Here is a 26,533-nt window from a genome sequence, read left to right on the forward strand (position 1 = left end):
CACACCCATTATCCACATCTGTGGAGATCGGGCCGGCACACGACACACCCGCGTGTTTCCGGGGGCGGCTTGCTGTTCACGCACGCGATGACTACCGTGGCATCCGATGTTATCCACAGGTGGAGATCCCGATTCGCGGGACCTCTCCACAACTTCGCCCGGAGCGCCATGACCTCTGCAGCCCAGCCCGACGTGCCGATCTGGTCGACCCTGCTGGAGCACCTCTCAGAGGATGAGCGCGTCTCGCCCCAGCTGCACGGCTTTCTCAGCCTGGTCGTGCCGGCAGGTGTCATGGCCGGGGTGCTCTACCTCGACGTGCCGAACGACCTCACCGCCGCGCAGATCAACAAGCGCCTGCGCCTTCCGCTGATGGAGGCCCTTTCGGTGATCGGTGACGAGGTGACCTCGTACCGCACGGTCGTGAACCACGAGCTCGCCGACCAGCCGACCGCGCCGATCGCCGTCCCCGACTTCTCCACTCCCGAGCCCGTCCGTCTCGAGACCGCGATCGAGCCACCGGCGGTGCTGCGTCACGAGTCGCGCCTGAACCCGAAGTACACCTTCGACAACTTCGTCATCGGCCAGTCGAACCGGTTCGCGCACGCCGCGGCGGTCGCGGTCGCCGAGGCGCCGGCGAAGGCCTACAACCCGCTGTTCATCTACGGCGACTCGGGACTGGGCAAGACCCACCTGCTGCACGCCATCGGCGACTACGCGCAGTCGCTCTACGCCGGGGTCAAGGTGCGGTACGTCTCCAGCGAGGAATTCACGAACGATTTCATCAACTCGATCGCCAACAACCGCGGCGCCGCCTTCCAGAGCCGGTACCGCGAGGTCGACATCCTGATGATCGACGACATCCAGTTCCTGCAGGGTCGTGCCGAGACCCAGGAGGCGTTCTTCCACACCTTCAACCAGCTGCACGATCACAACAAGCAGGTGGTCATCACCAGCGATGTCGCCCCGAAGCTGCTCACCGGTTTCGAGGACCGCATGCGCAGCCGCTTCGAGTGGGGTCTGATCACCGACGTGCAGGCCCCAGACCTCGAGACGCGCATCGCGATCCTGCGCAAGAAGGCGCAGAGCGAATCACTGCACATCCCCGACGAGGTGCTCGAGTACATCGCCACCGTGGTGTCGTCGAACATCCGCGAACTCGAGGGCGCTCTCATCCGGGTCTCGGCGTTCGCCAGCCTGAACCGCTCCTCGCTCGACATCTCGCTCGCCCAGACCGTGCTGCGCGACATCGTCGACACCACCGAGGACAACATCATCTCGCCGACCGACATCATCACGTCGACGGCCGCCTACTTCAAGCTCACCGTCGACGACCTCTACGGTTCGAGCCGTTCGCAGCAGATCGCCATCGCCCGGCAGATCGCCATGTACCTGTGCCGGGAGCGCACGAGCCTGTCGCTTCCGAAGATCGGGCAGCTGTTCGGCAACCGCGATCACACCACGGTGATGTACGCCTGCAAGAAGATCAGCGAGCTCATGAAGGAGCGTCGATCGATCTACAACCAGGTGCAGGAGATCACCACGCAGATCAGCCGACGCTGACACGGCGCGTCGCCTGCGACGACGCCGATCGGCGGGGTTTTCCGCATGGGTTGTGGATAACTTGTGGAAACAGGACCGAGCGGATGCCGTCCGGCCGGTCACCCTGTGGATAACGTCGAGGGCCGATTTCGGACCCGATGCCCTCCACAGCCCCGGATTCCTCAGGGCATCCACATGTCACACGCCTGTAGTTTCCTACTCTCCGCTGATATCCACCGGGTTATCCACAGTATCCACAGTTGTTAACACCGTTAAGAGATCAATCTCATCCAGGGGTCATCCGATCACCAGACGAATGTGGACGGAACCCGGAATGACAAAGATCCGGGGGTAGCGGGGCCTTCGCCCGGTACGACTAGCATGGGATGGCCCGCAGTGGACCACTGCGCTGGGTGAGGTACAACGAGGGAGCGCCCGTGAGGTTCCAGGTCAACCGCGATGTGTTCAGCGAGGCTGTGTCCTTCGTCGTGAAGCTGCTGCCGCAGCGCAATCCGCAGCCGATCCTCGCCGGAGTGCTCATCGAGGCGACCGACGCAGGGCTCACCCTCTCGGCGTTCGACTACGAGGCGTCCGCTCGAACCACCATCGAGGCGACGGTGGACGAGCCGGGCACGATCCTCGTTCACGGCCGGCTGCTCTCCGACATCGCCAGCCGGCTGCCCAACGCTCCTATCGAGATCGCGGTCGAGGAGGACGGCGGCATCGCGGTCACCTGTGGTTCGGCACGCTTCACGCTGGCGGCCATGCCCGTCGAGGAATACCCCTCGATCCCCGAGGTCACCGGCTCGACGGGACTCGTCCCCGCCGAGGACTTCGGCACCGCCATCGCACAGGTGGCGTTCGCCGCATCCCGCGACGATGTCACCCCGGTTCTCACCGGCGTGCAGCTCGAGGTCTCGGGCACCACGCTCAGCCTGGTCGCGACCGACCGCTACCGCGTCTCGCTGCGCGATGTGCCGTGGGACGGCGACGTCACCGAGCAGACCGCACTCGTCCCGGCGCGCACGCTGACGGAGGTCGGCAAGACCTTCGCGCACGCCGGCAACATCGAGGTCGCCTTCTCGGGCGCGGGCGATCGCGAGATCATCGCGTTCACCGCCGGCAACAAGACCGTCACCTCGCTGCTGATCAAGGGCAATTTCCCGCCGGTGCGCCGCCTGTTCCCCGAGCAGACCGACCACTACGCGGTCATCAACACGGCTGACCTGATCGAGGCGGTGCGCCGAGTCGCCCTGGTGCTCGACCGGTCGGCGCCGCTGCGATTCACGTTCGGCCCCGACGCGGTGACGATGGATGCCTCCGGCAGCGAGCAGGCCCGCGCATCCGAGTCGGTCGACGCACACCTCAACGGCGGCGACGAGGTGACTCTCGGCCTGAACCCGCAGTACCTTCTCGAGGCACTCGGCGCGGTCAAGAGCGAGTTCACCCGCGTGACCTTCACCTCGAGCGACAACGCGAACAAGCTCAGCCCGGTGCTGGTGACCAGCCAGACCTCGGTCGACCAGGCCGGCCTCGATTCGTTCAAGTACCTGCTGCAGCCCAACCTGCTGTTGCGCTGACGCGGACAACCGCCCCGGCGGCCCTGAGCCGGGCCCAGTCGTTGTCGCAGGCCGAAGGTAGGCTGATCCGGTGATTGTGGAGCACCTGAACCTGGTCGATTTCCGCAATTATGCGACCGCTGATCTCACCATGCACAGCGGACCGAATGTGCTGGTGGGCAGCAACGGTCAGGGCAAGACCAACCTCGCCGAGGCGATCGTCTTCCTGGCGACGCTCGGCTCGCACCGGGTCTCATCGGATGCTCCGATGGTGCGCGACGGCCACGAATTCGCGGTGATCCGGGCCCGCCTCGCCCATGGAGAGCGCAAGGTGCTCATCGAGGTGCAGCTGAACAGGCAGGGCTCGAACAAGGCGCGCATCAACGGCTCGCCCTCGAAGACCAACGAGCTGCCCCGCTACGCACACGTCGTGCTGTTCGCTCCCGAGGATCTGCAGATCGTCCGCGGTGATCCGTCCGCGCGCAGAAGATTCGCAGATCAGCTGCTGATTCAGCGCACCCCGCGGATGGCCTCGGTCATCGCCGACTACGACCGTGTGCTGCGGCAGCGCACCGCGCTGCTGAAGTCTGCACGGGCTCGCGGAGTCCGCGGTGACGGGCTGTCGACGCTGGACGTATGGGACGACAAGCTCATCGCCCTCGGCTCGGAGATCATCCATGCCCGCCTGCGGCTGGCATCCGATCTGCAGGGACCGCTGACCGAGGCGTACACGGCGATCGCCGGCGCCGACCACCGGCCGCGGCTCGAGTGGGCGCTGTCGGTGCGGGGCGGTGACCCGGAGGAGGGCACCCCGTCGACCGATCCGGAGACCCCGGGCGATGTCAGGGGCGAGATCGAAGAGCAGTTCCGCGCCGCACTGCAGGCTAAGCGCGGCAAGGAGATCGAGCGCGGACTGACTTTGGTCGGCCCACACCGCGACGATCTCATCATGCGCGTGCGCGATCTGCCGGTGAAGGGCTACGCCTCACATGGCGAGTCGTGGTCGGTCGCGCTCGCCCTGCGGCTGGCATCGGCCGAGCTGCTGCGCAGCGAGTCGCCGGCAGGCGACCCGGTGCTCATCCTCGACGACGTCTTCGCCGAACTGGATGCCGACCGCCGCCGCCGCCTTGCGGCGATCACCGCCGAGTACGAGCAGGTGATCGTCACGGCCGCCGTCGAGAATGACATCCCGGATGCTCTGCACCGGCATGTCGTGCGCATCCACGCGGGTACCATCAGCGACGAGCGCGCGGAACGCGCGGAGCAGCACGGCGAGGAGGCGGACGATGACTGATCCGCAGGTCCCCGAGACCGTCGCCACCTACCTGCGCCTGCGCGGGCTCAAGCCCAGTTCGAAGAGCTGGAAGCGCAAGAAGCGGCTGGTCGTCGACGATGACAACGCGCCCTTCACCAAGGGCCGCGACCCCGGCACCCTCGGCGACGTGCTCGCCAAGCTGACCAAGGACTCGGGCTGGGAGAAGAATCTCGCCGCCGAGGATCTGGTGCGCCAGTGGGCGGAGCTTGCCGGCGAAGACACCGCGAAGCACTCCGAGCCGGTCTCGCTCGAGCGCGGCGTGCTCACCGTGAAGTGCGACTCGACCGCCTGGGCGAAGAACCTGCAGTTCATGCGCGGCATCATCATGACCGAGATCACCAACCGCTACCCGGATGCCGGTGTCGAGAACCTGCGCTTCATCGGTCCGGACGTTCCATCGTGGAAATGGGGACCCCGCGTCGTGCCGGGACGGGGCCCACGGGACACCTACGGGTAGGGCATCACGAACGGACCCTCAAGCGCTCAGAATCGCACACACGGCGTTTGAGGCGTATGTCGCCACTCGAAACCCGATAGAATGAGCGGGAAGTTTCGATGTGGAGAACCATTTCTGATGACGCCTGAACCCGCTGCTGACGACAACGACCCGACCACAGGTTCGGGGACCCCGGGGGACGCAGGAGCGGAAGACTCGGCTGCCCGCGACTCCCAGCCCGAATCCCGCAAGGTGCCGGGAGAGTACGGCGCCGACGCGATCCAGATCCTCGAGGGACTCGAGGCGGTCCGCAAGCGACCCGGCATGTACATCGGGTCCACAGGGCCGCGCGGTCTGCACCACCTCGTGTACGAGATCGTCGACAACTCGGTCGATGAGGCCCTCGCCGGCTACGCCGACAACATCGAGGTGACGATCCTCGAGGACGGTGGCGTCCGGGTCGTCGACAACGGCCGCGGCATCCCCGTCGACCCGCACTCCTCCGACCCGACGAAGTCGACGGTCGAGGTCGTGCTGACGATCCTGCACGCCGGTGGAAAGTTCGGCGGCGGCGGATACGCCGTCTCGGGTGGTCTGCACGGCGTGGGCTCGTCGGTCGTGAACGCCTTGTCGACCCGATTCGACGTCGAGATCAAGCGGCAGGGACACGTCTGGCGGCACAGCTTCGCCGCCGGTGGCGTGCCTCAGCAGAAGCTCGAGAAGGGCGAGGAGACCCCTGAGACCGGGACGATCATCACGTTCTGGCCGGACCCCGAGATCTTCACCGAGACGGTCGAGTTCGACTACGAGACCCTACGCACGCGCTTCCAGCAGATGGCGTTCCTGAACAAGGGGCTGCGGATCGAGCTGCGCGACGAACGCCCGGCATCCGCGTACGAGATCGAGGACGAGGGGACGGTCGCCATCCGTCAGCCCGGCGATGTCTTCCTGTACGAGCGTGGTCTGGTCGACTACGTCGAGTACCTGAACCGGGTGCGCAAGGCCGAGACCGTCAATGACGAGATCATCGATTTCGACGCTGAGGACACCGAGCGCAAGATCTCGCTCGAGGTCGCGATGCAGTGGACCACCTCGTACACCGAGAACGTGTTCACCTACGCGAACACGATCAACACGCACGAGGGCGGCACGCACGAAGAGGGCTTCCGCGCGGCGCTCACCAGCCTGGTCAACCGCTACGCCCGGGCGAACAACCTGCTCAAGGAGAAGGACGACAACCTCTCCGGCGACGACGTGCGCGAGGGCCTGACCGCGGTCATCTCGATCAAGCTCGGCGAGCCGCAGTTCGAGGGGCAGACCAAGACCAAGCTCGGCAACACCGAGGCGAAGACGTTCGTGCAGAAGATCGTGAACGATCAGCTCGGCGACTGGTTCGACCGCAACCCCACGCAGGCGAAGAACATCATCCGCAAGGCGATCGACGCGGCCACCGCCCGCATCGCTGCGCGGAAGGCGCGTGAGACCGCGCGTCGCAAGAGCGTGTTCGAGTCGGCCGCGATGCCCGACAAGCTCAAGGACTGCACCAGCAAGGACCCGTCGATCAGCGAGATCTTCCTCGTGGAGGGTGACTCGGCCGGCGGCTCGGCGGTGCAGGGTCGCGACCCGCACACCCAGGCGATCCTGGCGCTGCGCGGCAAGATCCTCAACGTCGAGCGCGCGCGACTCGACAAGGCCCTCGGCAACAAGGAAGTCCAGGCGATGATCCAGGCCTTCGGCACGGGCATCGGCGAGGACTTCGACATCGAGAAGGCCCGGTACCACAAGATCGTCCTGATGGCGGATGCCGACGTCGACGGGCAGCACATCACGACGCTGCTGCTGACGCTGCTGTTCCGCTACATGCGCGGACTCATCGAGGCCGGTTTCGTCTACCTCGCGATGCCGCCGCTGTACCGGCTGAAGTGGACCAACGCCCCGCACGAGTACGTGTACACGGATGTCGAGCGCGACGCGCTGCTCAAGGACGGCGCCGCCAACGGCAAGCGCCTGCCGAAGGATGCCGGCATCCAGCGGTACAAGGGTCTGGGCGAGATGAACGCCAAGGAGCTGTGGGAGACCACGATGGACCACACCACGCGCACCCTGCGCCAGGTGACCATCGACGACGCGGCCGCCGCGGACGAGATCTTCAGCGTGCTGATGGGTGAGGACGTCGAGTCACGACGCACCTTCATCCAGCGCAACGCCAAGGACGTCCGCTTCCTCGATATCTGATTGCCCAACTCCTCACACACCGCTGATCTCGGTGGTGACACAACTTCAGAACGCAAGGGATTGCGGATGCCGCGTGAGCGAGCATCGGGAGGGGCCCGCGAAGCGGGAGGGAACCCGCTCTGCGAGCGAAGCGGCAGCCGCAATCCCGGCCCATGAGCACGGAAAAGACTGAAATGACTGACGAAGAACGCCCCGAGCCGGCCCACGAGCACGGCCGCATCGACCAGGTCGACCTGCAGTCCGAGATGCAGCGCAGCTACCTCGACTACGCCATGGCCGTGATCGTCGGCCGCGCGCTGCCCGATGTGCGCGACGGCCTCAAGCCGGTGCACCGACGCGTGATCTACGGCATGTACGACGGCGGGTTCCGCCCCGACAAGTCGTTCTCGAAGTGCGCCCGCGTGGTCGGCGAGGTGATGGGTCAGTACCACCCGCACGGTGACACCGCGATCTACGACACCCTCGTGCGTCTCGTGCAGCCGTGGTCGCTGCGCTACCCGCTGGCTCTCGGCCAGGGCAACTTCGGCTCCCCTGGCAACATGGGCGCCGCAGCTCCCCGGTACACCGAGACGAAGATGGCTCCCCTCGCGCTCGAGATGGTGCGCGACATCGAAGAGGAGACCGTCGACTTCTCGCCGAACTACGACGGCCAGACGCAGGAGCCCGATGTCCTGCCCTCGCGCTTCCCGAACCTGCTCGTCAACGGCTCGATCGGCATCGCGGTCGGCATGGCGACCAATATCCCGCCGCACAACCTGCGCGAGGTGTCGGATGCTGCGCTGTGGGCGCTCGATCACCCGGGCCTTCCCCGCGAGGAGCTGCTCGACGGCCTCATCCAGCGCATCCCGGGTCCGGACTTCCCGACCGGCGCGCAGATCCTGGGCACCAAGGGCATTCACGAGGCCTACCGCACCGGCCGCGGGTCGATCACGATGCGCGCGGTCGTCGAGGTGGAGGAGATCCAGGGCCGCACCTGTCTGGTGATCACCGAGCTGCCGTACCAGGTCAACCCCGACAACCTGGCGGTGAAGATCGGCGAGCTGGCGCGCGACGGCAAGATCACCGGCATCGCCGACATCCGCGACGAGTCGTCCGACCGCACCGGTCAGCGCCTGGTCGTGGTGCTCAAGCGGGATGCCGTGGCCAAGGTCGTGCTGAACAACCTGTACAAGCACACCCAGCTGCAGGACAACTTCGGCGCGAACATGCTGGCGATCGTCGACGGCGTGCCGCGCACGCTGGCGCTCGACGGCTTCATCACCCACTGGCTCGACCACCAGCTCGACGTCATCGTGCGGCGCACCACGTTCCGGCTACGCAAGGCGCAGGAGCGGATGCACATCCTGCAGGCGTTCCTCAAGGCGCTCGACGCGCTCGACGAGGTCATCGCGCTGATCCGCCGCTCCCCCACGGTCGCCGAGGCGAACGAGGGACTGCGCCGGCTGCTCGACATCGATGAACAGCAGGCCGAGGCGATCCTGCTCATGCAGCTGCGCCGTCTCGCCGCGATGGAGCGCCAGAAGATCATCGACGAGGCGACCGACCTCGAGGCGAAGATCGCCGACTACAAGGACATCATCGCCACCGAGTCGCGCCAGCGCGACATCGTGCGCACCGAGCTCACCGAGATCGTCGACCGCTTCGGCGACGAGCGCCGCACGCACATCCTGCACGGGTTCGACGGCGACATGTCGATGGAGGACCTCATCCCCGTCGAGGAGATGGTGGTCACCGTCACCCGCGAGGGCTACATCAAGCGCACCCGCAGCGACAACTACCGTTCGCAGCACCGCGGCGGCAAGGGCGTGAAGGGCGCGCAGCTGCGCGCCGACGACCTGGTCGAGCACTTCTTCGTGACCACGACCCACCACTGGCTGCTGTTCTTCACCGACAAGGGCCGTGTCTACCGCACCAAGACGTACGAGGTGCCTGAGGCCGGCCGGGATGCCAAGGGTCAGCACGTCGCGAACCTGCTCGCGCTGCAGCCCGAGGAGAAGATCGCCCAGGTGCTCGCGATCAGCGATTATCAGGCGAAGGACTACCTGGTGCTCGCCACCCGCGGCGGCCTGGTGAAGAAGACCCGCCTGGGCGACTACGACACCAACCGTCAGGGCGGCGTCATCGCGATCCGGATGCGCGAGGGCGACGAGCTCGTCAGCGCGAAGCTCGTGAACGCCGACGAGGACATCCTGCTCATCAGCGCGAAGGGCATGTCGGTGCGCTTCCACGCGACCGACGACGCACTGCGTCCGATGGGCCGCGCGACCGAGGGTGTACGCGGAATGAAGTTCAAGGATGAGGAGGACTGCCTGCTCTCGGCATCCATCGTCGCCGAGGATTCGTTCGTGTTCACCGTCACCGACGGCGGCTACGCGAAGCGCACCACCGTCGACGAGTACAAGGTGCAGAAGCGCGGTGGAACGGGCATCAAGGTGGCCAAGCTGAGCGACGAGAGAGGCGTTCTCGCGGGTGGTCTGATCGTCTCCGAGGACGACGAGGTCTTGGTGGTTCTGTCCAGCGGCAAGGTGGTACGCTCTGCCGTGGCCGAGGTGCCCGCCAAGGGCCGCGACACCATGGGAGTCGTGTTCGCCCGTATGACGGGCGATGACCGCATCCTCGCCGTGGCACGCAACAGCGAGCGCGGCATCGACGATGAAGACGAGTCGGATGCAGAGACCTCGGAGCCCCAGACCCCTGAGGCTCAGACCGCTGAAACCCAGAGCGCTGAGGCTCAGAACGCTGAGACCCAGTCCCCCGAAGTCGAGAACCCCGACGCCTGAGACCTTGAAGAGAGCTGACCGATGAGCACAGTGGCAGACAAGCTGGCGAAGAAGTCCACGCGCAGGACCAGCGGCAAGCAGGTGCGCCTGCGCCTGGTCTACGTCGACTTCTGGTCGGCTGTGAAGCTGTCGTTCCTCGGCGCGGTCGCGCTGGCGATCGTCACGATGGTGTCGTTCTTCCTCATCTTCATGGTGCTGCAGGCGACCAACGTGCTGGCCCAGACCGGTGAGTTCCTCGACACGCTGACCGACGGCGCCGTCGACCTGCAGAGCCTGATCGGCCTGCCGCAGGTGATGGCGTTCGGCGCGGTCGTGTCGATCCTGAACCTCATCGTGTTCACGGTGCTCGGCGCCGTGCTCGCCGGCATCTACAACCTCGCGGTCAAGGTCACCGGCGGCCTGCTCGTCGGCTTCATGTCCAACTGACGACTGGGTCGCTGAGCCTGTCGCCTGTACTGAGCGAGCGTCAGCGAGACGAAGTGAAGCGCCCTTCCTCTTCGGAGGAGGGGCGCTTTCTACGTTGGGCGGGTGCGGAGATGTTCCCTGCGCTCGCAGAGCGGGGGACCCCTCCCGCTGCGCGGGCCCCTCCCCGATGCTCGCTCCGGGAACATCTCCGCACCCTCGGCACCTGTTCGCCTGACTGGGTCCCTGAGCCTGTCGCCTGTACTGAGCGAGCGCCAGCGAGACGAAGTGAAGGGTTGCGTGATGGGAGGAGTGGGAGGAATATAGTGAACGTCACGTTCACTAAGGAGTTCGGATGCGCACGGTGGTGGGGCTGGAGGAGCTGGGCCGACACGACCTGGCGGTCGCCGGCGGCAAAGGCGCCAACCTCGGGGAGCTGATCCGCGCGGGACTGCCCGTGCCGGGCGGTTTCGTGGTGACCACCGAGGCCTATGCGCAGGCCGCCGAGGCGGTGGGGCTCGCCGAGCGCGTCGACAGAGCGCAGCCTGAAGAACTGCGGCGGATGCTGAGCACAGCGCCCGTGCCCGATGCACTGCGCGATGAGATCTCGACGGCGTACCGCGCGCTCGGCTCTGACGTCGCCGTGGCGGTGCGCTCGAGCGCCACGGCCGAAGACCTTCCCGGTGCGGCGTTCGCCGGTCAGCAGGACACCTATCTGAACATCGTCGGAGCGGATGCCGTGATCGACGCGGTTCGCGACTGCTGGGCGTCGCTGTGGACCGACCGCGCGGTGTCGTACCGGCGCGAACGCCGCGTCGACCCGCACACCGTGCGCATCGCCGTCGTGGTGCAGACGCTCGTCGACTCGGATCTCGCCGGCGTGATGTTCAGCGCCGATCCGGTCAGCGGCGCTCGCGACCGCATCGTCGTCGACGGCGCCGCCGGTCTCGGCGAGGCCGTCGTCTCGGGCAGCGTCACGCCCGACCACTACCTGCTCGACGACGAGGGAAACCGGCTCGAATACCGACCCGGGCGGGCCGAGGTCATCATCCGCCGGGATGCCGGCGGTGGCGTGCGCGAGGAAGCGGCGACGGCATCCGATGCTCCGCTTCTCGATGCCGCACAGCTCCGGCAGCTCGCCGGATATGCCCGCGTCGCACAGGAGCACTTCGGGCGCCCGCAGGACATGGAATGGGCGATCGCCGACGGCGAGGTGTTCATCCTGCAGGCACGGCCGATGACCGCGCTGCCGCCCGAGCAGGCGAAGCTCAACAGCCGGCAGCGGGTGCAGTCCATGATCTTCAGTGAGTACCTGTCGGTGCGCCCCTACCCGCTCGATGTCACGACCTGGCTCGGCCGGGGACCTGCCGACATGATGCGCCAGATCACCGAGTACTTCGGGTTGCGCGGCGCGTTCCGCGACTATCTGCGCGAAGAGGACGGCGTCGTGACGGGGTTCACCGCCCCGAACCCGCATCCGGGGCCCGGTGCCCTGCTCGCGCCGTTCCGCATCGCGGCGAAGGCACGGCGGTTCCACCCGGAGGACTGGCAGGACGATCCGCGGCTCGCCCGCCTGCTGAGCGCCTCGGATGAGCTCGATGCCCTGCCGCTGGCCGACCTCAGCTGGCGCGACCTGCTCGCGGTGCCCGAGCGCGCGCTGGGGCTGATGGACATCAGCCGCGACATGCGGATCGACTACCTGCCCGGCGCGGGGCTCGCCATCGCCCGCCTCGCCATCGTGCTCACCCTGCTCGGACGGCGGCGGCTGCTCGGCGCCCTCACCGGCGGCGCCCCCACCCGCACCGCGGACTCGGAGCAGGCGCTCGTCGAGATGGCCGCGATGGTGCGAGAGGATGCCGCGCTGCGCGCCCTGCTCGCCGAGCGCACCCCGCAGGAGGTCGTCGAGACGCTCGGCGAAGGAGGCCACCCGGTGTTCGCGGATGCCCTCGCCGGGTATCTGCGCGAGTTCGGCCGCAAGGAGACCGCGTCTCCGCTGCTGGTCAGCCCGCCGACGCTCGCCGAGTCGCCTGACGTGATCGTGGGGATGGTCGCCGGCTTCGTCGACCACGAGCCCGAGACCGATCGGCGATCCGGGTCGGAGCAGGCGCTCGAGCAGCTGCTCCGTCACCCTCTGCTGCGCTGGCGTCCTCTGCGCACGGCGGTGCGCCGGTGGGTGCGGGCCGCACAGGCCGGCGTCGCCTACCGGGAGGACAGCCACTTCTACTTCACGGCATCCCTTCCGGCGCTGCGCCGGGCGCTGCTCGAGATCGGACGGCGCCTGCAGCTCGCCGGCGTGGTCGACGAGGCGTTCGACGTGTTCCATCTGCGCTGGGATGAGCTGACGAGCATCCGGGATGTCGCTGCCCTCACCGACGGCGAGGTGAGCCGCCTGCGTGGACTGGTCACCGAGCGGGCGGCGAAGCGGGCGGAGCTGGCCGGCATCCCCGTGGTCGACGTGCGCGCGGTCTTCGACAGGGATCCGCACGACGCGGCCGTCGTGACCGGCGCCCCGGCCGGCGGCGGGACGGCGACCGGCCCGGCGCGGGTGATCCGGGATGCCGCGGACTTCCACCTGCTGCAGGACGGCGATGTGCTCGTGTGCCCGTACACGAATCCCGCGTGGACTCCGCTGTTCCTGCGTGCCTGCGCGGTGGTCGTCGACACCGGGTCCATCGCCTCGCATGCGGCGATCGTCGCGCGCGAGTACGGGCTGCCCGCTGTGATGGGCACCGGCGACGGCACCCGCGTGCTGACCGACGGCGAACGCGTCACAGTCGACGGGATCACCGGGACGGTGACCCGTGCCTGACACGGCATCCGCCGCTCCCCGTCCGCGCCGCCGAGGCGACGCGCTGCTCGACGCGATCCACGCCGCCGTCGTCGCCGAGCTCGACGAGAACGGCTACGCCGGGATGACCATGGAGGGCGTCGCCGAGCGTGCGGGCGCCGGCAAGGCCTCGCTGTACCGGCGGTGGGATTCGCGGGCCGAGCTCGTCCGCGACACGGTGTACCACCTGATGCGCGACCCCGCAGGTTCGCCCGACACCGGCAGTCTGCGCGATGACCTGCGCGCGCTGCTCGGACAGACCACGCGGCTGCTGTCGGGACCGCTCGGCGAGGCGCTGCGCGCTCTGCTCTCGGAGATGCTCGCCGATCGCCTCCGCACCGACGATCTCTCGGCCCTGTCGCTGCGGATGGGCCGGCGGCTGATGGGCGAGGCGGTGCAGCGAGCGGTCGCACGCGGAGAGATCGACCCGGATGCCGTGACCGACGCGCGCCTCGACGTCGGGCAGGCGCTCATGCGCGACCGCTTCCTTTTCCGCTCGGTCGACGAGCACGACGTCGACGAGATCGTCGACACGGTCATCCTCCCGCTGCTGCACGCACCCGTGACCGGCCCGCCGAACCGCCCGCCCGCCGGCTGACGTTCAGACGATGCCGGTCGTGCCGAGCAGCGTTCCGATCAGCCAGGTGGCCGCCAGCGCCAGCGCACCGCCGACCACGAGTCTCAAGGACGCGCGCAGCGGCGGGGCCCCGCCGATCTTCGCGCCGATGAACCCAGTCGCGGCGAGGGCGATGAGCACCGCGACGAACGTGACCGGCACGCGCACACTCGGCGGGGGCAGCAGGATGGCCACCAACGGCAGCAGCGCGCCGATCGTGAACGCGACAGCCGACGAGATCGCCGCGTGCCAGGGATTGACGAGATCGTCGGGGTCGATGCCCAGCTCCACCTCGAGGTGCGCCGCGAGGGCATCGTGCTCGGTCAGCTCGACAGCGACCTGCCGCGCGGTCTGCTCGGTCAGCCCGCGCTGCCGATACAGCTGGGTCAGCTCGTCGAGCTCTTCCTCGGGCATGGTGCGCAGCTCTTCGCGCTCCTTGTGGATGAGCGCGCGCTCGCTGTCTCTCTGACTGCTCACCGACACGTACTCGCCGAGCGCCATCGAGATCGCGCCACCCACCAGGCCCGCGAGTCCGGCGATCAGCAGCGCCGCGTTGTCGGTCGTCGCACCGGCGACGCCGACGACCAGCGAGGCGACCGAGACGATGCCGTCGTTCGCGCCGAGCACGCCGGCGCGCAGCCAGTTCAGCCGCTGACCGACACCGCCGCCGTGCGGCTCGTCGGGGTGCAGCGGATCGGATGCTGTCATGCCCCCAGTGAACCATCCGCGAGCACCGCAGGGGCGATGAACGGTAGGGAAAACCCGAACCCAGGTGTCCGGTCTCCCCCGTTCCCCCGTGCGACCGGCCGCCCGTACCTTTGAGCCATGACCACGAATCCGACCCCCACGCCGCCCCCGGCGCCGACGGGTGCCGCCACGACTCCGCCGGCGCCCGCGAGCCCGCCGCGCCCCGCGGCATCCGCCGACGCCCCGAAGCGTCCGCTGCGCATCTTCCTCACCGTCCTCGAGCTCGCCGCGCTCGGCACTCTCGGCACGGCGGTGTTCGTCTTCCTCACGACCATGCTGGGCGTCGGCCTCGGACTGGTCTTCATCTTCGGCATCGGCCTGTTCGTCCTGCTCGGGCTCGTGTACGCGCTGTTCGGCGTCGCCTGGTTCGAGGTGCGCCGCGTCAGCGGCCTCTACGGCGACGACCTACCCGACCTGCGCTGGCGTCCGCGTACCCGCCCCGGCTTCGGCGGCTGGCTGCGCAACGTCGGTCGGCAGTCGATCGACGGGGCGATGTGGCGCGCGATCCTCAACTTCCTGCTCGGCGCGATCACCGGCGCCATCGTGCTGCGCCTGTTCTGGGCCGGCATCTGGTCGTTCGCCTACGCCTTCGCGCCGCTGCGCGCCGACGGACCCGTCGAGGGTCCGCTGGGCACCACGATCCTGCTCGGATGGACGCCGGTCGTCGGCATCCTCGGTGTTCTCGCCGCAGCCGCCGCGATCATCGGCCTCGCGCTGCTGCACCGTCTGCTCAGCCGCACGCTCGTCGTGCCCAGCCGCGAGGCGGAGCTCAGTGCGCAGGTGCGCACCACCTCCGCCCAGCGGGCCGGCGCGGTCCGCGCCGCCGAGCTCGAGCGCACCCGCATCGAACGCGATCTGCACGACGGCGTCCAGCCCCGGCTGGTCTCGGTCGGGATGACGCTGGGGCTGGCGCAGCAGAAGATCGACACCGACCCCACGACAGCCAAGGCACTGATCGACGAGGCGCACACCTCGACGAAGGCCGCGATCACCGAGCTGCGACAGCTCGCCCGCGGCATCCACACCTCGGTGCTCGACGACCGCGGACTCGACGCGGCCCTCTCGGCCCTCGCCGGACGCTCGCACATCCCCGTGCAGCTCGACGTGCGGCTCGACCCGGGCATGACCGGTGCGAACGCCGGATGCCGGGATGCCGAGGCGGCGATCTACTTCGCGATCGCCGAGTCGCTGACCAACGCGGCCAAGCACTCGCGGGCCAGCGAATGCCGTGTGGTGGTGCGCAGCCGTGACGGTGCCCTGTGGGCGCGCGTCGAGGACAACGGCATGGGCGGCGCGCAGGTGCAGCCCGGCGGCGGACTCGACGGCATCACCAACCGCATCCTCGCCGCGGGCGGGACCTTCCGCCTCGACAGCCCCGCCGGCGGACCGACCAGTCTGGAGGTGACGGTGCCATGCGCATCCTGATCTGCGAGGACTCCGTCCTGCTCCGCGAGGGTCTGGTGCGTCTGCTCGAAGACGCCGGCCACCAGGTCGTCGCGGCCCTGCCCGACACGAACGGCCTCTCGGATGCCGTGATCGAGCGCGACCCCGAGCTCTGCATCCTCGATGTGCGGCTGCCCCCGACGTTCACCGACGAGGGCATCCGTGCGGCGCTCTCGATCCGCGCCGCGCATCCGGCCCTGCCGCTGCTGGTGCTCTCCCAGTACGTCGAGGAGCGGTACGCGAGCGACCTGATCACCGCCGGATCCGCACAGGGCGGGGCGCTCGGCTACCTGCTCAAGGACCGGGTCGCCGACGTCGCCGAGTTCGTCGAGTCGGTGGAGCGCATCGCCGCCGGCGGCACGGTGCTCGACCCCGAGGTCGTGGTTCAGCTGCTCACCCGGCGCAACCGCGACGAGCGGATGATGCGCCTGACCGAACGCGAGCGCACCGTGCTCGCACTGATCGCCGAGGGCAAGTCGAACAGCGCCATCGCGGGGCTGCTGTTCCTCAGCGAGGCGAGCGTCGAGAAGCACATCACCGCGATCTTCCAGAAGCTCGGGCTCGAGCCCGAGGACGGCAACCGGCGGGTGCTCGCCGCACTCGCCCACATCGAGAACACCGGATCCGCGTCCGCGGACCCTGCACGGGACAATCAGGGAGGCCTGCGATGAACGGCACGACCAAGAAGAGCGTCGGCGCACTGACCGTCGTGCTGGCGGTGATCGGCGGGGTCTCCCTGCTGGGCACCGGAGCGGGCGCGGCGTTCGCCGGAGTGCGCAGCCTCGGCCCGCAGGCGGGTTCGCTGGAGCAGGATGTGAGCGGCGTGACCTCGCTCGACGTCGAGGTGCACGGAGCCGCGATGGAGGTGGAGTTCGCCGATGTCTCCGAGGCGCAGCTGCGCATCGAGGGCGGCCCCTCGGACGGGTGGCGCCTGAGCCGGGACGACGACGAGCTCGATGTTCGAGGGCCCGACCGCGGGTTCGACTGGTTCCGGCCGGACTGGCTGCGCGGCGACGAGCGTGCGACCCTCCTGCTGCCTGAGTCGCTGCGCGGTCTCGATGCCGAGCTCACCCTCGAGGCGGGTTCACTCTCGGTCGACGGCGAGTTCGGCGAACTGCAGCTCGACGTCAACGCCGGAGCGCTGACCGTGGAGGGTGCGGCGCGGATGCTGGATGCCGAGCTGAACGCGGGGCGGGCCGACATCGACCTGAGCAGCGTCACCGAGGCGAAGTACTCCGTGAGCGCGGGCCGCATCACCTCCACGCTGACCGACGCCCCGAGTCAGGTCGCCATCACCGTGGAGGCCGGCCAGCTGGACCTGACCGTGCCCGACACCGACTACGACGTGCGTGAGAACGTCAGCGCCGGATCCATCAACAACGGGCTGTCGCAGCGGTCGGACAGCGACCGCCGGATCACCGCGAAGGTGTCGGCCGGATCGATCAACCTGCGGGCCTCTGACGACTGACGACGGATCGAAACGCCCGGCCTGCACGCAGGCCGGGCTCGATTCGCTTTTCCTCAGGTTCATCCGGTAAAGTCTTGGAGGTTGACGGGGCTATAGCTCAGGCGGTTAGAGCGCTTCACTGATAATGAAGAGGTCCCAGGTTCAAGTCCTGGTAGCCCCACTCCGTTCGCGGAAATCCGCGGTGACCGCGCCGCTCCGGGGCCTTAGCTCAGTTGGTAGAGCGCTTGCTTTGCAAGCAAGATGTCAGGAGTTCGAATCTCCTAGGCTCCACGAAAAAGCCCGGCGTGCCGGGCCGTTATCGTCTTCGCAACACGACGACGAGTCCTGGGCTTATGGTCGGTCACTGAGGCTGACCTCAAACTGCCGGTAGACCGACTTCATCCTGTGCGAGACTCGCTGCATGGGCAAGAGGGTACATCCGAAGACGCGAGATCACGTGCACACCTCGGCCTGGGTTGCGGCGGGTAGTGCGATACTCGCAGCCATTGCCGCGTTTGCGGGCGTCTATTGGACTACTTACCAGGCTCACCAGCAAGATGTGATTGACCGCCGCGCCGCAGCCTATGCGGCATACCTCGGGACCTTCGCCGAGTTCAACGAACTCGTTTGGGCAGCGTCGGCATGGGCTGGTGAGGGCGCACCAGAACCGCAGCCAACCGACCCGGGACCATTCTGGAGCACCGCATCGCAGTTGCAATCGGATCTTGAAGCTGGATACGCGAGGTCTGTAATGTCGACCACTGACTCACGGACACTCGCAGTGCTGCAGTCGTTGCGCGACGGCCAGAGTGATATGTTTCTCTCCTTCAAGTGCGCGGCCCAATTGCAGATTGCCGGTTGTGACGACGAAGCTCCGCTGGCGACCAACGACGCGATCATCGAGATTCTTGAGAACTGGTCCGCGTCTGCCGGAGCGGACAAGCAGACCTTGATGGATCTTGCGCGGGATCAGCTGAACTGAGGTCGGGTGCACTGGGGTGAAGACCTCGCACAGGTCGGCAATCTCACCGGGATTGCGCAACGCTCGAGCAGCGGGGCGCGCTCGAGCGGTTATCCGTACGATGCGAACCCTACTCACAGGAGTCCTTTGGAACGCTACGAGCGTTTGATGCGTTATGAGAAGGGGCTCCACCGAGCCCAGCAGCATGAGCAGATATGCACTGCAGTGGCGCTCGGACGCCGCTGGGTTAGACAACGAGTACGGGTGGCGCGCGTACCGAGCTACTGGGTCCGAATGGGCGACGCTCAGCCCCTGGCCGCACTGATTGATTCGAGCGTCTTCATGAATCGCTCGAACTCGGCGGGAGCGGTGGTTCCCTCCGCGGCGGCGCGGAGTGTCTCCTCGGTGAAGCGGAATTGAAACTTTTGCTGTAGCCACGGCTTGAATCTCTTCACCGTCTTCGTTGGTGCGGATTCGCGTTCAGCCTGGTGCTGAGCGTGCAGCTCAGCCCATGACTCCGCCTGCGGGACGAACGCGGTCACGGGCAGGTAGTCGATAATATCAGCAGCCTCGAGAGCGTACGGAGTGATGCGACTATCGAGGTCCCTTTTCAGTGCTGCTTGAAGCCACTCGCGCAGGAAGCCGGATTCTGAGCTCGTGAGCGGGATTCCGTGGAGCACGGTGTCGATAGCCGCTTGCTTGTTGCCTTGAGCGGCTGCCACCTGCGCCTTGGCCCAGGTGGCGGTGAGGGTCTCGGCATTCTCGTTGTCCATCAGCGCTACCACGTGTGCTTCGGTGTGGTCAAACAAGACCTTGCTGTCCACGGTGGGGTGCAACTTTGTTCCACCGCGAAGCACCAGCACATCAACGCGCGCCGCGCGAAGTCGGTCAGCGAAGTAATGGTCGAGGAGGACCTCATCATGCATGCCTTCGACGAGCAGCAGAACACGAGGCCAGCGCAACAGGTCGCTCGGTGTTAGGCCAAGGGCATCCAGGGCCTGGCGGTCGGCGAAGTCGAGTCGACGAACGGTCGGTGTCCGATTGTCTCCACCATCGTGGCGCAGTTCGACCAGTCGTGCCTCGGTGGTGTCGAGGAGTTCCGGCGAGTGTGTCGCGACGATGAGTGCCCGCGGAGCGTCCTTTGCGCGCGCGAGCAGGCTTCTAGCCATGAAGGCCTCAGCTGCGCGATGTAGGGCGGACTCCGGCTCGTCCAGGAGGTAGACCGCCGGACGAAGCGACAACAGTTTGCTGGCGTCGTGCTCCCGGCGGTGCCAGTACACCGCTTCATTGATGGAGCGCTCAGCCCACAGGCGCTCGGCCTTCGAGAGACCATCAAGGCCGACCTGCACTCGAGCAGTGGACGCCCGATGGAAGCGCCATTCCAAGGCCGGCATGGAGGCTCGAAGCGCAGACGGAGCAACTTCGAGCCGTGCGACGAGCGCGTCGAGAAGTACATCCTGGAGTGCCGTGGTCACTCGCTCGCTGAGTTGCTCGGCGGCAGCGTCGATGGCCTGCTCGATGAACTCGATCGCGTTCTTGCGGCGCTCGTCGGCAAGGCGGTGCCAGAGGTTCCGAATGTATTCCGGGTTTCCGAAGCTGAACGTGCCGTCGAACGAGTCTTCATCGCCATCAAATCCCAGCTTGTCGTTGAGTGCGCCAGCGACCAGGCGGGCGAAATGGTCATGAGTGGCGTCCACAGCATCGTGCTCCAGGGTGAGCACGTCAACGCCGAAGTCGATTGGTCCTTCAAGGTTCACGGGAGACTCGTACAGGAGGTCCGTCATGGTGATGTTGTAGAGCTCCACGCTCGAAGGCTGCACCCGCACACGACGATGACCGCGTGCGATGAAGACATCCCCTCCGGTTGCAAAGAACGGAATCGCGCGGAGCTTCTCGACGTATGCGTCGAATTCGTCGTCGTCGGTATCGTCGTCCGGATACGTCTCCTCGACCTGACGCAACTGCTGGAGAACCGCCTCAGCAGCTGGTCGGGATCTGTCAGCTACTGCGTATGCATCCCATGACGGAGCACCTTCTGTGCCTGTCGGTGCGAGGACGAAAAGGCGGTCATCCAGCACCTCGGCTCTGAGCTCGGGGTACTCCCACCCGACCATCGCTTCGATGTGCCTAATGACGACGGCCTCAACGGTCTCGGGTGAGAACTCGCGCTCTGAGCTGCGCTGGCCCGGCGCTGCCCTGTAGTCGGAGGGGTCGGCGAGCTCCTGCGCAAGCGCGAGAGCAAAGGGCCGAGCATCGTCCCTTTGGCGCCGCCAGGGGGCTGGGATGAAGAGCCCAGCCTCCTGTGTCACGACTGCGCGGGCGAGCAGGCTGACGTTGACATCTGTCTGCACACCCAGAAGGGCCCCTCGAATGCCGCGAATCAGGCGGCTCTTGCCTGTTCCATTCAATCCGTACAGGACGGTGAGCCCCTCTTCGAAGGTGAGCCGTTCCCCCCTGAGCATCGGGTCGCCGGAGAAGTCGAAGCCGACGATGACATGCTCTGCACTCGGGTCGCCCATACCTGAACGCTAGCGAGTTCAGCTCCGGGCGCCGACCGGGCACGCGGCACCGCGTGTCGGCGCTCCGACGAGACGCGCGACTGCCCGTGCTCGACGGCAGTCGCCTCGCGGTTCGATGCAGCACGTCGTCCGCCCCTTGACTCCTGATTGTTAGTGACTAACATTGCAGCATGGGTCGATGGGAACGCACGCATGAGGCGCTCGCGCAGGCGGCGTGGGAGCTGTTCTCCGAGCGCGGGTATGAGGCGACGGCGATGGCGCACATCGCCGAGCGCGCGGGTGTGAGTGAGATGACGCTGTTCCGGCACTTCCCGACCAAGGAGGCGCTGGTGGTGACCGACCCGTTCGACCCTCTCCTGGCCGAGGCTGTGCGCGAGCGCCCCGCCGAGGAGCCGGCGATGCGCGCCCTCGCCGAGGGGATCCGGCAGGCATGGGCGCGGATCGGCGCCGATGACGTGCGGATGCTGCGCGCCAGACTCGAGCTCATCGCCCGCACCCCCGCACTGCGCGGGGCGATCGAGCGGGGCAGCGACGACACCGTCGCCGCACTCGTCGCCGCACTGGTGGATCGCGGCACGAGCGAGGAGCAGGCGCGGGTCGCCGCGACCGCCCTGATCGCAGGGCTGAGCACCGCACTGCTGCAGTGGGCGCGATCGGAGCAGACCACGCTGGATGCCGCACTCGGCGCCGCACTCGACGTGCTCGGCGGCCAGTGACATGCTCGCGTTCGAGAACGTCACCCGCCTGTTCCGCGGCGGCGGCGGAGTGTCCGATCTGACGTTCACGGTCGGCGCGGGAGAGATTGTGGCGCTGATCGGGCTGAACGGGGTCGGCAAGACGACGCTGATGAGGCTGGCACTGGGGATGCTGCGCCCGCAGCAGGGCTTTGTGCGCGTCCTCGGTCACGCGCTCGAGCAGCGCCGCACGCCGACCATCGTGCCGGCGGCTGTCTGGGCGCAGGTGGGTGCCCTGATCGAAATGCCCCTGGTCTATCCCGAACTGACCGCCCGCAGGAACCTCTACATCGCCGCACTGCTGCACGGTGCCGATCCCGATGGCACGGTGCCGCGCTCGATCGCCGAGTGGCAGCTCGGCCCGGTGGCTGATCGCCGCTTCCGCCGGCTGTCGCTGGGTAACCGGCAGCGGGTCGGCCTGGCCGCAGCGCTGCAGCACGATCCCCGGGTGATCGTGCTCGACGAACCGGGTAACGCGCTGGATCCGGCCTCCGTGCTCCTGCTGCGTGAGCAGCTGATCCGGCGCGCCCGAGAAGACGCGGCGATCCTGGTCAGCAGCCATCATCTCGATGAGGTGTCACGGATCGCCGACCGCGTGCTGCTGATGAACGGGGGCCGGTTGATCGGAGAACTCGACACCACGGGCAGCGATCTCGAACGCGCATTCTTCGAGCGCGTCCGCGAGGACGACGCCCGCCGTGAGGCCGCGGAGGTCGGTCGATGAGGGCGGCGATCAGCGTCGAGGCGATCAAGCTGACGCACTCGCTGGTCGGTGCGATCGCCACGCTCGCGGTCGTCCTCGGCATCCTCGGGCTGCTCGGCGGCATCACCGCCGGCGTCGCCGGCGGCAATCCCGAGCTGATCGCCCAGGCCGGACCCGCCGCCGTACTGAACTGGCACGGACTGCTCGCCGGTGCCACCCAGATCACTGCCGTCGCCACGGTGCTCGGGTTCGGAATCGTGCTGGCCTGGATGTTCGGCCGCGAGTTCATCGACGGCACCATCACCGGCCTGTTCGCCCTGCCGATCAGCCGAGGGCGCATCGCGCTCGGCAAGCTTCTCGTCTACGCGCTCTGGGCGACCCTTGTCAGCACGGCTCTCGTGCTCGGCGTGGTCATGCTGGGGCTGCTGGCCGGCTACGGTCCGCTCGACGGCGACGGCTGGGCCTCGCTGGGCCGGCTCTGGGCTCTCGCACTGCTCTCGGCGGGCATCGCGATCCCCGTGGCATGGATCGCCACCCTCACCCGGTCCCTGCTCGGTGCCGTCGCCGGCACCATCGCCCTGGTCGTCGCCGCGCAGGTCGGAGCCCTCGCGGGGGCCGGAGGATGGATGCCGCTGGCGGCACCGGCGCTCTGGGCCATGACGGACGGCGCGGCCGTGAGCATGCTGCAGCTGAGCCTCACCGTGGCCCTCGCCCTCCTCTTCACCGCTCTCACCTGGCTGGCTTGGTCGCGGCTGCAGCTCGACCGCTGATCAGGACAGGATGGAGCGCATGGCATCACCGCAGACGCTCAGTGAGCAGGACCGCCGGCTGGTTGCGCTGTGGGCGGCGGACTGCGCCGAGCGCGTGCTCCCCCTGTTCGAGGCCGACGCCCCGCACGAGGATCGTGCGCGGGACGGCATCGCCAGGGTACGGGCGTTCGGGCGCGGGGAGCGGGATGCCGCGGACGAGATCCGCGACCGGTTCGTCGCGGGCCGCGCCGCGCACTCGGCGAAGGCCCCGGCCGCCGTGGCCGCTGCGCGTGCCGCCGGTCAGGCCTCGGGTGTCGCGCACATGGGTGCGCACGCGCTCGGTGCCGCTGCGTACGCGGCACGAGCCGCGGCCCTCGCTGCTGCCGACCAGGCGAGCAGGACAGACCGGGCGAGCAGGACAGACCGGGCGAGCAGGACCGACCGTGAGGCCGCGCAGGAGTCCGCGCGCCGTGCGGAGGTGCGCTGGCAGCTCGACCACATGACCGCCGAGGTGCGGGCTGCGCTGGCACGACTGCCCCTGCTGGGTGAGGACTCGTCGGGTCCGCTCGGCGCCGGGCTGCTGGCATCCGGGATGCTCGCCACGACGATCCGTGAGATCCAGGCGCAACTGGCAGCATCCGCCACCTGACGCGGGGCGTCGGGCGCGCCGCACCGTGTGCCACTCTGGGAGGCATGAGCCTTCCCCACCACGACATCGATCCCGACGGACTGCTGGAGTACTCGGTGGTGTTCACCGACCGCTCGCTGAACCACATGTCGGCGCGGTTCGTCGGGGTGATGCAGCAGACGCTCGAGATCCTGCGCGAGACGTACAACGCCGACAGCGCGGCGGTGATCAACGGTGGCGGCACCTACGCGATGGAGGCGGTCGCCCGTCAGCTCGCCACCGGCCGCCGCACGCTCGTCGTGCGCAACGGACTGTTCTCTTACCGGTGGTCGCAGATCCTCGAGTCCGGCTCGATCGCCTCCGCCGTCACCGTGTGCGCGGCGCGACCGGATGGCGACGACGCGCAGGCGATGTGGAGCCCCGCCCCCATCGACGAGGTCGTCGAGACCATCCGCGCCGAGCGACCCGAGGTCGTCTTCGCCCCGCACATCGAGACGGCAGCCGGCATCCTGCTGCCCGACGACTATGTGGCCGCGCTCGCCGAGGCGGTGCACGCGGTCGGCGGCATCCTCGTGCTGGACTGCATCGCCTCCGGCGCCCTGTGGGTCGACATGCGCGCGCTCGGCGTCGACGTGCTCATCAGCGCCCCGCAGAAGGGATGGAGCGGATCCCCCGGCGTCGGCTACGTCATGCTCAGCGAGAAGGGTCGGGATGCCGTGGCATCCGGCACCGCGACGAGCTTCGCGCTCGACCTCGGCCGCTGGCTCGCCATTTCCGACGCGTACCGCGACGGATCGGCGACCTACCACGCCACGATGCCGACCGACACGATCGCGCACAACCTCGAGCTGATGCTCGAGACCCGCGAGCGTGGCCTCGCCGAGCTGCGCGACGCCCAGCTCGAGCTCGGCGCGCGCGTGCGCGCACTGCTGGCCGAGCGCGGGCTGCCCTCGGTCGCCGCATCCGGATTCGCCGCGCCCAGCGTGGCCGTCGTGCACACCGGCGATCCGGGGCTGCGCTCCGGCGCCCTCTTCAGGGAGCAGGGCCTGCAGATCGCCGCCGGCGTGCCGTTGCACTGCGGCGAGCCGGAGTCGTTCTCGACGTTCCGGCTGGGCCTGTTCGGGCTCGACAAGCTCGCCGACATCGGCGGCACGGTCGCGCGGCTCGAGGCCGCACTCGACGCCATCGCCGGCTGAGCGGTTCGGAACTCGCAGCGCTCCCTGACCGCCGCGCCCGAACGGGCGCCCAAAGTACCCGACTGAGCGGATGCTGCGCAAGGGGGTAGATTTTCCGCCTCACGGCCCGGACTTCCCCAGCGGCACGTATGGTGGGGAACGGGGGGCGATCCTGCCATCCCCGAAAGTCCAGGACGACTTGCGCGGTCAGGAGGGATCATGGCGGACTTCGTTCGGGTCGACTCCCGGGATGTCGCGGATGTGGAAGAGCTCTGGTCGCAGTACGTGCCCTCGGCGCGTATCGAGAAGATCGACCCGCAGCGTTTCGCGTTCCAGTGGAGGTCGGCGCAGAGCGGCGGGTTGTCGGTCGTGCGCTACGCACTCAGCGCGACCGTGAACTCCGCGGTGCGACCCGAGGATCAGATCCTGGCGTGCCGCGTCTCGACGCCCAGCGGCTGGGTGCGGGGAGCGCGCAGCTCGCTCGACGTCGAGCAGCCGTGGGCCACCGACGGCGCCCAGGTGGAGGCGTACTGGGAGGGCACCGCCGAGGTCAGTGCGTTCATCTTCGACCGCAGCATCGCCGAGCAGCTGGCCCGACGCATCACCGGCGACGACATGCTCAGGATCCGGCTGGCCGATGTCACGCCGCGCAGCGACGTCGCCGCGCGCAACTGGAACCGCAGCTTCGATTACGTCCTGAACGCCATGGCCGCCGGTGAGGACGATGAGCTGATCGAGGCGGGTCTGGTGCGTCACGCACTGGTGACCACGTTGAGCACCTTCCACTCGACCTTTCTCGATGCGGCGATGCGCGAACCGAGGTTCGCGGGCACCTCGGTGGTGCGCCGGGCGGTCGCCTACATGGACGAGCACGCGCAGGAGCCGATCACCCTCGAAGACGTGGCCGAGGCGGCACACATCTCCACTCGAGGTCTGCAGTACGCGTTCCGGCGCGCGCTCGACACCACGCCGACCGAGTACCTGCGAAAGGTGCGGCTGGACGGCGCGCACCGCGAGCTGCAGACCGCGGAGCCGGGCTCGTCGGTCACCGAGATCGCCCGGCGATGGGGGTTCGGCAATCCCTCACGTTTCACCACCACGTACCGTCAGGTCTACGGCCGCCACCCGCGCGCCACCCTCGACGGCGAGTGACGTTTCCGTCCAGGAAGCGAACGCCGGTTGCGCTGAATGTCCCTCCGCTTCGGCGGATGGCGGCAACCATGCCGACCTGACGTACGGTGAGCGCATGGGTCAGCTCTATTACGGCGATGCGAACGAACCGATCACGATCGAGGATCGTACGCTCGCCCACCTCAAGGTCGTCCTCGCCACGAAGCTGCGGCGCAACGAGAGCTTCACGCTGTCGTGGCAGCACCCCGAGGGCGAGCAGCCGGGCCGATCGACGCTGTGGCTGCACCCGTCCATTCCGCTGCGGTTCGTCTTCGACGATCCCGTGACGCCGGCCCTGAGCCAGCAGTGGCTCAATGAGCTCGCCGCCTCGGCCAACAGCAGCGGCGGCATCCGGCTCACCGAGGAGCACATCGAGGCCGTCGACGAGACCGCCGGCGACAAGACGCCGGAAGACCTGCAACTCGCCTAACGTCGGATGCCGCGCCGGGGCGCTGCTCGCACTCCCGGTGCGACGGCGGAATTCCCCGGCTCCCACCCGCGCACGAACCGGCTCGTCGCACTAGAGTGAGAGACCCGCAGAGATGGAG

At 68.0% G+C, this 26,533-nt stretch carries 22 protein-coding genes and 2 tRNA genes; 22 read left to right on the plus strand and 2 right to left on the minus strand.

What is annotated here, in order from left to right; translation table 11 throughout:
* The first annotated feature begins 168 nt into the window (after nucleotides 1-168).
* From dnaA to H7694_RS16065, 9 genes are all read left to right on the plus strand, one after another.
* Nucleotides 169-1,560, plus strand: coding sequence for a chromosomal replication initiator protein DnaA (gene dnaA, locus H7694_RS16025; protein ID WP_193597423.1), 1,392 nt, complete (start codon nucleotides 169-171; stop codon nucleotides 1,558-1,560).
* Nucleotides 1,561-1,976: 416 nt separating this feature from the next.
* Complete coding sequence (gene dnaN, locus H7694_RS16030; RefSeq protein ID WP_193597424.1) at nucleotides 1,977-3,119, plus strand: DNA polymerase III subunit beta; 1,143 nt, start codon at nucleotides 1,977-1,979, stop codon at nucleotides 3,117-3,119.
* Nucleotides 3,120-3,189: 70 nt separating this feature from the next.
* Nucleotides 3,190-4,392, plus strand: a complete 1,203-nt coding sequence (gene recF, locus H7694_RS16035; protein ID WP_193597425.1) for a DNA replication/repair protein RecF — start codon at nucleotides 3,190-3,192, stop codon at nucleotides 4,390-4,392.
* Entirely contained in the window at nucleotides 4,385-4,870 is a 486-nt protein-coding gene (locus tag H7694_RS16040; protein WP_193597426.1) for a DUF721 domain-containing protein, read from the plus strand. The genes recF and H7694_RS16040 overlap by 8 nt, the downstream gene beginning before the upstream one ends.
* 117 nt (nucleotides 4,871-4,987) lie before the next feature.
* Nucleotides 4,988-7,084: a DNA topoisomerase (ATP-hydrolyzing) subunit B gene (gene gyrB, locus H7694_RS16045; RefSeq protein WP_193597427.1), complete on the plus strand. Its 2,097-nt coding sequence runs from the start codon at nucleotides 4,988-4,990 to the stop codon at nucleotides 7,082-7,084.
* A gap of 173 nt (nucleotides 7,085-7,257) precedes the next feature.
* Nucleotides 7,258-9,864: a DNA gyrase subunit A gene (gyrA, locus tag H7694_RS16050; RefSeq protein ID WP_193597428.1), complete on the plus strand. Its 2,607-nt coding sequence runs from the start codon at nucleotides 7,258-7,260 to the stop codon at nucleotides 9,862-9,864.
* 21 nt (nucleotides 9,865-9,885) lie between these two features.
* Nucleotides 9,886-10,290: a DUF3566 domain-containing protein gene (locus H7694_RS16055; protein ID WP_193597429.1), complete on the plus strand. Its 405-nt coding sequence runs from the start codon at nucleotides 9,886-9,888 to the stop codon at nucleotides 10,288-10,290.
* Nucleotides 10,291-10,621: 331 nt separating this feature from the next.
* The gene (locus H7694_RS16060; protein WP_193597430.1) at nucleotides 10,622-13,075 is read left to right on the plus strand and encodes a PEP/pyruvate-binding domain-containing protein; all 2,454 of its coding nucleotides are present in this window, start codon (nucleotides 10,622-10,624) and stop codon (nucleotides 13,073-13,075) included.
* Nucleotides 13,068-13,691: a TetR/AcrR family transcriptional regulator gene (locus tag H7694_RS16065; protein WP_227468188.1), complete on the plus strand. Its 624-nt coding sequence runs from the start codon at nucleotides 13,068-13,070 to the stop codon at nucleotides 13,689-13,691. The genes H7694_RS16060 and H7694_RS16065 overlap by 8 nt, the downstream gene beginning before the upstream one ends.
* Before the next feature lie 3 nt (nucleotides 13,692-13,694).
* Here H7694_RS16065 and H7694_RS16070 read toward each other — a convergent pair whose 3' ends face one another.
* A complete protein-coding gene (locus H7694_RS16070; RefSeq protein ID WP_193597431.1) occupies nucleotides 13,695-14,417 on the minus strand; it encodes a VIT family protein in 723 nt (240 codons plus the stop codon).
* A gap of 117 nt (nucleotides 14,418-14,534) precedes the next feature.
* Here H7694_RS16070 and H7694_RS16075 point away from each other — a divergent pair, with 117 nt between their 5' ends.
* The 6 genes from H7694_RS16075 to H7694_RS16100 all read left to right on the plus strand — a co-directional run bounded on the left by H7694_RS16075 (nucleotide 14,535) and on the right by H7694_RS16100 (nucleotide 18,328).
* Complete coding sequence (locus H7694_RS16075) at nucleotides 14,535-15,881, plus strand: sensor histidine kinase (RefSeq protein ID WP_193597432.1); 1,347 nt, start codon at nucleotides 14,535-14,537, stop codon at nucleotides 15,879-15,881.
* Complete coding sequence (locus H7694_RS16080; RefSeq protein WP_193597433.1) at nucleotides 15,869-16,570, plus strand: response regulator transcription factor; 702 nt, start codon at nucleotides 15,869-15,871, stop codon at nucleotides 16,568-16,570. The genes H7694_RS16075 and H7694_RS16080 overlap by 13 nt, the downstream gene beginning before the upstream one ends.
* Nucleotides 16,567-17,367: a DUF4097 family beta strand repeat-containing protein gene (locus H7694_RS16085; RefSeq protein WP_193597434.1), complete on the plus strand. Its 801-nt coding sequence runs from the start codon at nucleotides 16,567-16,569 to the stop codon at nucleotides 17,365-17,367. Before H7694_RS16080 ends, H7694_RS16085 begins: the two co-directional genes overlap by 4 nt.
* Before the next feature lie 86 nt (nucleotides 17,368-17,453).
* Nucleotides 17,454-17,527: transfer RNA gene (locus tag H7694_RS16090), tRNA-Ile, on the plus strand.
* A 37-nt stretch (nucleotides 17,528-17,564) separates the two neighbouring features.
* Nucleotides 17,565-17,637, plus strand: a tRNA-Ala gene (locus H7694_RS16095).
* A gap of 130 nt (nucleotides 17,638-17,767) precedes the next feature.
* Nucleotides 17,768-18,328, plus strand: coding sequence for a hypothetical protein (locus H7694_RS16100; protein ID WP_193597435.1), 561 nt, complete (start codon nucleotides 17,768-17,770; stop codon nucleotides 18,326-18,328).
* A 284-nt stretch (nucleotides 18,329-18,612) separates the two neighbouring features.
* On the opposite strand, the gene H7694_RS16105 is transcribed toward H7694_RS16100, so the two are convergent.
* Nucleotides 18,613-20,826 carry a hypothetical protein gene (locus tag H7694_RS16105; protein WP_193597436.1) on the minus strand — a complete coding sequence of 738 codons (2,214 nt, stop codon included), beginning with the start codon at nucleotides 20,824-20,826 and terminating at the stop codon, nucleotides 18,613-18,615.
* A gap of 170 nt (nucleotides 20,827-20,996) precedes the next feature.
* Between H7694_RS16105 and H7694_RS16110 the strand changes: the two genes are divergently transcribed.
* The 7 genes from H7694_RS16110 to H7694_RS16140 all read left to right on the plus strand — a co-directional run bounded on the left by H7694_RS16110 (nucleotide 20,997) and on the right by H7694_RS16140 (nucleotide 26,415).
* Nucleotides 20,997-21,542 carry a TetR/AcrR family transcriptional regulator gene (locus H7694_RS16110; protein ID WP_193597437.1) on the plus strand — a complete coding sequence of 182 codons (546 nt, stop codon included), beginning with the start codon at nucleotides 20,997-20,999 and terminating at the stop codon, nucleotides 21,540-21,542.
* Between the two features lies 1 nt (nucleotide 21,543).
* Complete coding sequence (locus H7694_RS16115) at nucleotides 21,544-22,284, plus strand: ABC transporter ATP-binding protein (protein WP_193597438.1); 741 nt, start codon at nucleotides 21,544-21,546, stop codon at nucleotides 22,282-22,284.
* Nucleotides 22,281-23,033 (plus strand): ABC transporter permease, encoded by a 753-nt coding sequence (locus H7694_RS16120; protein ID WP_193597439.1) that lies wholly within the window; start codon nucleotides 22,281-22,283, stop codon nucleotides 23,031-23,033. Before H7694_RS16115 ends, H7694_RS16120 begins: the two co-directional genes overlap by 4 nt.
* 19 nt (nucleotides 23,034-23,052) lie before the next feature.
* Complete coding sequence (locus H7694_RS16125) at nucleotides 23,053-23,661, plus strand: putative immunity protein (RefSeq protein WP_193597440.1); 609 nt, start codon at nucleotides 23,053-23,055, stop codon at nucleotides 23,659-23,661.
* 44 nt (nucleotides 23,662-23,705) lie between these two features.
* Complete coding sequence (locus H7694_RS16130; RefSeq protein WP_193597441.1) at nucleotides 23,706-24,836, plus strand: aminotransferase class V-fold PLP-dependent enzyme; 1,131 nt, start codon at nucleotides 23,706-23,708, stop codon at nucleotides 24,834-24,836.
* Nucleotides 24,837-25,034: 198 nt separating this feature from the next.
* The gene (locus H7694_RS16135) at nucleotides 25,035-25,967 is read left to right on the plus strand and encodes a helix-turn-helix transcriptional regulator (RefSeq protein WP_193597442.1); all 933 of its coding nucleotides are present in this window, start codon (nucleotides 25,035-25,037) and stop codon (nucleotides 25,965-25,967) included.
* A 94-nt stretch (nucleotides 25,968-26,061) separates the two neighbouring features.
* Nucleotides 26,062-26,415: a hypothetical protein gene (locus tag H7694_RS16140; protein WP_193597443.1), complete on the plus strand. Its 354-nt coding sequence runs from the start codon at nucleotides 26,062-26,064 to the stop codon at nucleotides 26,413-26,415.
* Nucleotides 26,416-26,533: the final 118 nt, after the last annotated feature.

The organism is Microbacterium sp. YJN-G, from assembly GCF_015040615.1.
Taxonomy (GTDB): Bacteria; Actinomycetota; Actinomycetes; order Actinomycetales; family Microbacteriaceae; genus Microbacterium.